Origin of the sequence: Hassallia byssoidea VB512170, from assembly GCF_000817785.2 — a bacterium.
Taxonomy (GTDB): Bacteria; Cyanobacteriota; Cyanobacteriia; order Cyanobacteriales; family Nostocaceae; genus Hassallia; species Hassallia carrinoi.
Genome location: NZ_JTCM02000196.1, coordinates 1 through 5,100, shown reverse-complemented (window position 1 = coordinate 5,100; position 5,100 = coordinate 1). Strand labels below are relative to the sequence as shown.

Below are 5,100 nucleotides of genomic sequence, written 5' to 3'. Positions count from 1 at the left end.
TCAAACACTGATTTCTTCGTTGAAACAGAATCTGCACTTTCCTAGTCTCAAAGTCTTGTAAATATTGGCTTGCGAGTTTTCGGATGGGTCTAATAATTAGCTCAGGTTTTTGAATCGTTTTCGTCGATAACAATCTACTAATTGGGGTAGATCTAGCGAAGCTGTCATCAGGGGCAAGATAGGCTGAAAGTCTTAGCAATCAAGGGTTTTAAGTTTAGGATTTATTTGACGGTTTTAGCGATTTCTTTCAGATTCATGCCAGATTTCCAGAGAACCAAGGTGAGATTTCATCCACCGATGTTAATTATGTTGCAAAGCTTTTAGAGATTTCACCGAAAAAATACTCGTATTATGATTGGCAAGGACGCTCCATAAAATATCATCGCGCTCAAATCAGAGAGTTTTTTGGATTTCGGGAAGCCAAAGTTAGCGATGCTAGAGAATTGACTAATTGGTTAGCTGAACAAGCACTAATTTACGAGTTAAAGTTTGAACAACTAAAACTTGCAGCCGTTGCGAGACTGCGAGATTTAAAACTTGAACCACCAACAAATTCAAGATTAGAGCGTATTATCCGCTCTGCTCTTCGTAATTTTGAGTCCAAATTTTTTAGTGACATCGCCTCGGAGTTATCTAGCCAATCTAAAAAGCAGATAGATGATTTTTTGAGTAATAAAGCTTCATCCCAACAGTTAGATGATACTCAACAAATACTGGACGTTCAAATGAACCTATCAACTTGACACGATTAAAAACTGAAATCACCCGACGTTGGCGCATGACTAGCCTCTTAGATATTCTCAAAGAGACTGATTTACGAGTTAATTTTAGCGAGTATTTTAAGAGTGTATCAACGCGAGAGGTTTTAAACTCCCATGCGCTACAAAAACGCTTGTTACTCTGTTTATATGGTTTAGGAACAAATACAGGACTAAAGCGTTTAAGTGATGAGATTGGCGGCGATAATTATCAAGATTTACTGCATGTTCGGCGTCGTTTTATTCATAAAGATCAATTACGTAATGCTATCGCCTGCGTTGCAAATGCAATTTTCCGTGCCAGGATACCTATTATTTGGGGAGAGGGTACAACTGCCTGTGCTAGTGATTCCAAAAAGTTTGGCGCTTGGGATCAAAATTTGATGACTGAGTGGCACATTCGCTATGGTGGGCGTGGTGTCATGATTTATTGGCACGTTGAGAAGAATTCTGTTTGTATTTATTCGCAATTAAAAACCTGTTCTTCCTCTGAGGTGGCGGCAATGATTGAAGGGTTATTGCGCCATTGTACTGAGATGAAAGTTGAGAAGAATTATGTGGATAGTCACGGGCAAAATGAAGTTGCTTTTGCTTTCTGCTACTTACTAGGTTTTCAGTTAATGCCGCGTCTCAAACGTATAAATGTTCAAAAATTATATCGCCCGTAAACTGGAAATAATGATGCATATCCAAACTTGCAACCGATTTTTACGAGGGCAATTAATTGGGATTTAATTCGCCAACAATACGACCAAATGGTAAAGTATGCAACTGCTCTTCGTTTAGGTATGGCGGAGACTGAAGCCATCTTAAAGCGCTTTACCTGCATGTAATTTATTACACCCTACTTATCAAGCGTTGGCAGAATTGGGTAAGGCTGTAAAGACTATATTTTTGTGCAAATATCTACATTCTGTTGAACTGCGACAAGAGATAAACGCGCTTACTAAACGTTGTGGAGAATTGGAATAGCGCTAATAGTTTTATTTTTTACGGCAAGAGTGGTGAGATTGCTAGCAATCGCTTGTCAGATCAGGAATTAGCTGTGCTATCTCTACATTTATTACAGATATCTTTAGTATATATCAATACCTTGATGATTCAGCAGGTGTTGTCGCAGCCGCAATGGATGAAGTTGATGAAGGAGGAGGATTTGCGGGCGCTTTCGCCTCTAATTTGGGGTCACGTCAATCCCTACGGTACTTTTCGCTTGGATATGAATGAAAGATTGCCGATTGAGGTGGCGGCGTAAATGTCGGATAAGATACTAGTGGACTAAAAATCAGAAACTTATAGGCTGAAAGTGTTTCACAGTAATAATTTCAGCCTATCTTGCCCCTAGTGACAGCTTCGCTAGATCCACCCCATATACCAAGTGTTCTAGCCACAGGCTGCACCTGATGACACGAACCTTCTATTTTCGCCAAATAAGACGCTCAGAACACGGCACAAGCACTCTTGAAAGCAAGCTATGGGGTGCGGTTTTAAGTCACAGTGCCAAAGTCCCTTTTAGAAGAGAACAGGTAAAGATTCAAATCCCTTAAGGTCATGCCATGACATGCCAATGATCGGGACGGGGACAAACGATCGCCCACGCTTTGGGTGATGTAACCAATCCTTCATGGACAGGCGTATGGCGCTCTGTTAAGTAACGTGCAACCGGATTATGTTCGACAGATAGCGCGACTTTCAGAACTTTCTGAAGATTCTTATCAGCTAGAATCTGGTCGAAAAAGAAGATTCCCGATCGCTTGGCTGCAAAGTACTCGCCAACCCTGGGTGCGAGGTGCGATCGCAAGCTGCTTTGATCCTTTGCCCGATAAATTTCTTCAAATAAAAGCTTCAAGGGAATGCTCATGGCGGTGAAAAGAGTACTCGATCGAGGACTAGGCGAGGTCGGTTGTTACTTCTAGTATAAGAACAGATTGAATCGCAAGTGCCCAAAGGGAAATAAACTCATGACTGACTCACAAAAACGTACCATTGGTTTAGTGTTCTATCCCGGTATGACATCGTTGGACATTGTAGGACCACAGCAGGTGTTTAGTGCGCTGCCTGGTATCCAGATTCATCGGATCTGGAAAACGTTAGATCCCATTAAGACCGATGATGGCATGATGGTTTTGCCGGACACCACCTTTGAAAATTGCCCGCGATTGGATGTTGTTTGCATCGGTGGCGGTATAGGACAGGCAGCCGTTGTAGACGATCCGGAGGTGCTGGAATTTCTCCGAAAGCAGGGCAGCACGGCTAAGTTCATCACTTCTGTTTGCGGTGGGTCGGAGTTTTTGGCAAAAGCCGGATTACTCCAAGGCTATCGAGCGGCGACTCACTGGGCAGCACGCCAACAACTGGCTGCGTTGGGTGTTGAGGTTGCAACCGAACGTGTCGTCATTGACCACAATCGAATTACAGGTGGCGGCGTGACCGCAGGAATCGATTTTGGTTTGACGATCGCTAGCATTCTGTGCGGTGAGGAAACTGCCAAAGTCATTCAACTCTTACTAGAGTACAATCCTGCTCCACCGTTTGATGTCGGTTCGCCTGAAAAAGCCGGGGCTGAGCTGGTGAATAAAGCGATGTTCTTTATGCAGGGAGCCTCAAATCTAGAGCTAGCGAAATAAGAAAATTTATTGGGACATGCTATTTCTCTAGATTGTTCTCAAAAGCATCATCTAATCTACAGGATTAATCCACACGAATCAGATCAATATGATGATCAATCTTCCCTCCGAACACAAGCAATCATCTAAACCCTGGACTCAAATTAGCTTTCTAGCGATCGCTATTTTGTTTAACATCTGCCTCGTTGCCCAACTATTAACCGTTGGGTTAGCGGTTTTCTATGACCCGACTTGGTGGAGCATTCACGTTTGGTTAGTTCGTAGCTATGGTGGATTAGCAGTACTGCTATTCATCGGTTTATCGATCAAGCCATTTTCTCGCAAAATCAAAGTGCTGTCAGGAGTTTTGGTTATACTACTCGCGCTGCAATTTATCACTAGTCACTTCAATCATCCCTTACCTTTAGGCGTACTCCACCCACTCATCGGATTCTCTTTATTCACATCCTCAACGACGTTAGTTCATCTCGTTTGGCGTGAGATATTTAAACAGTCAGATTCTGTTGTCAATTAACGAGCAAATCACTTGACATGAACGTTGTAAAACAATCATCAACTCGCTCATACAGCCAAGAAGATGTCCGTGAAATTCTGAATATTGCGCTAGCACAACACTCGCATATCGAGACTGAGCTATCCTATGATCAGTTGCTAGAAATCGCCCAAGAACTCAGCATTACTCCCGACTTAATCGAGTTTGCTCAAAGTCAGTGGCTCGATCAACAAAAAGTAATTCAGAGAAATCGAGTCTTTCAGGCACATCGACGCTCGAAACTTCAAGAGCGATTGACTAAATATGCGATCGTCAATGCCTGCCTGATCGCATTAAACCTACTCACTGGGTTTGGTGTTCCCTGGTCGTTATACGTCCTCATTTCCTGGGGCATGGTGCGCGGTGTGGATGCATGGCGAGTCTTTTTCCAACGTCAGGGATATGCCTACGTTCGCGGAGCGTCTCTGAAAGAGAATCGCGCTTTTCAAAAATGGGAATACCAACAACAAAAGATGTAGAAAGTGTTGGATGCGTAGATATTCACGTTTCCATACGAACTAAATAAAGTAACGTAAGAGTAATACTATGCAAGTTCAATCCAGACCCGACATAACGATTATCCAGCTAATTGCACCGTTAATGGTAGCTCTAATTTATATTACCCTGTGCTCTTTATTTAAGGAGCCAAACCGTCGCAATTTCAGTGCCCTAATGATTGCCGGAGCTGGGGCTGCATATCTCAATGGTGGCTTATTGGGCTGGGAATTCGCCTTCTGCACTGTGATGACTGGTGTCGCCTACTGGGGATTAAACGATTACCGATTTATTGGAATTGGATGGCTGCTGCACACCGCATGGGATACAGTCCATCATTTATACGGGACACCCATCGTTCCATTCGTGCCACTGTCATCGTTTGGGTGTGCCATTTGCGACCCAGCTCTGGCGTTGTGGTATTTCCAAGGCGCACCTTCCGTCTTTACCTGGTTCCCAAAGTTAAAGTATTAAGGACGATCGCTAGTTCGGCGGCTGCACGCGAAGAAGTAAACTGTGTAAAACTAGTAAAACTAAGGTTGAGGTTTTGTAATGGCAACTCCGGCGGTGGGTGGTCTCAATAACTGCTCAACACAATAGACCCATCCGAAAACTCGCAAGCCAATATTTACAAGACTTTGAGACTAGGAAAGTGCAGATTCTGTTTCAACGAAGAAATCAGTGTTTGATA

At 43.3% G+C, this 5,100-nt stretch carries 5 protein-coding genes and 1 pseudogene; 5 read left to right on the top strand and 1 reads right to left on the bottom strand.

What is annotated here, in order from left to right; translation table 11 throughout:
* Positions 1-242: 242 nt before the first annotated feature.
* A pseudogene (locus PI95_RS34500) lies at positions 243-2,010 on the top strand (Tn3 family transposase); the annotation flags it as partial.
* 294 nt (positions 2,011-2,304) lie between these two features.
* Here the strand turns inward: PI95_RS34500 and PI95_RS34495 are convergent.
* A complete protein-coding gene (locus PI95_RS34495; RefSeq protein ID WP_236117327.1) occupies positions 2,305-2,616 on the bottom strand; it encodes a hypothetical protein in 312 nt (103 codons plus the stop codon).
* A gap of 100 nt (positions 2,617-2,716) precedes the next feature.
* On the opposite strand from PI95_RS34495, the gene PI95_RS34490 reads away from it, so the two are divergent.
* From PI95_RS34490 to PI95_RS34475, 4 genes are all read left to right on the top strand, one after another.
* Positions 2,717-3,382, top strand: a complete 666-nt coding sequence (locus PI95_RS34490) for a DJ-1/PfpI family protein (protein ID WP_039753178.1) — start codon at positions 2,717-2,719, stop codon at positions 3,380-3,382.
* 88 nt (positions 3,383-3,470) lie between these two features.
* Positions 3,471-3,896: a DUF6220 domain-containing protein gene (locus PI95_RS34485; protein ID WP_039753177.1), complete on the top strand. Its 426-nt coding sequence runs from the start codon at positions 3,471-3,473 to the stop codon at positions 3,894-3,896.
* A 17-nt stretch (positions 3,897-3,913) separates the two neighbouring features.
* Positions 3,914-4,393: a 2TM domain-containing protein gene (locus PI95_RS34480; protein ID WP_039754134.1), complete on the top strand. Its 480-nt coding sequence runs from the start codon at positions 3,914-3,916 to the stop codon at positions 4,391-4,393.
* 67 nt (positions 4,394-4,460) lie between these two features.
* Positions 4,461-4,883 carry a DUF6010 family protein gene (locus PI95_RS34475; RefSeq protein ID WP_052325813.1) on the top strand — a complete coding sequence of 141 codons (423 nt, stop codon included), beginning with the start codon at positions 4,461-4,463 and terminating at the stop codon, positions 4,881-4,883.
* The last annotated feature ends 217 nt before the right edge of the window (positions 4,884-5,100 follow it).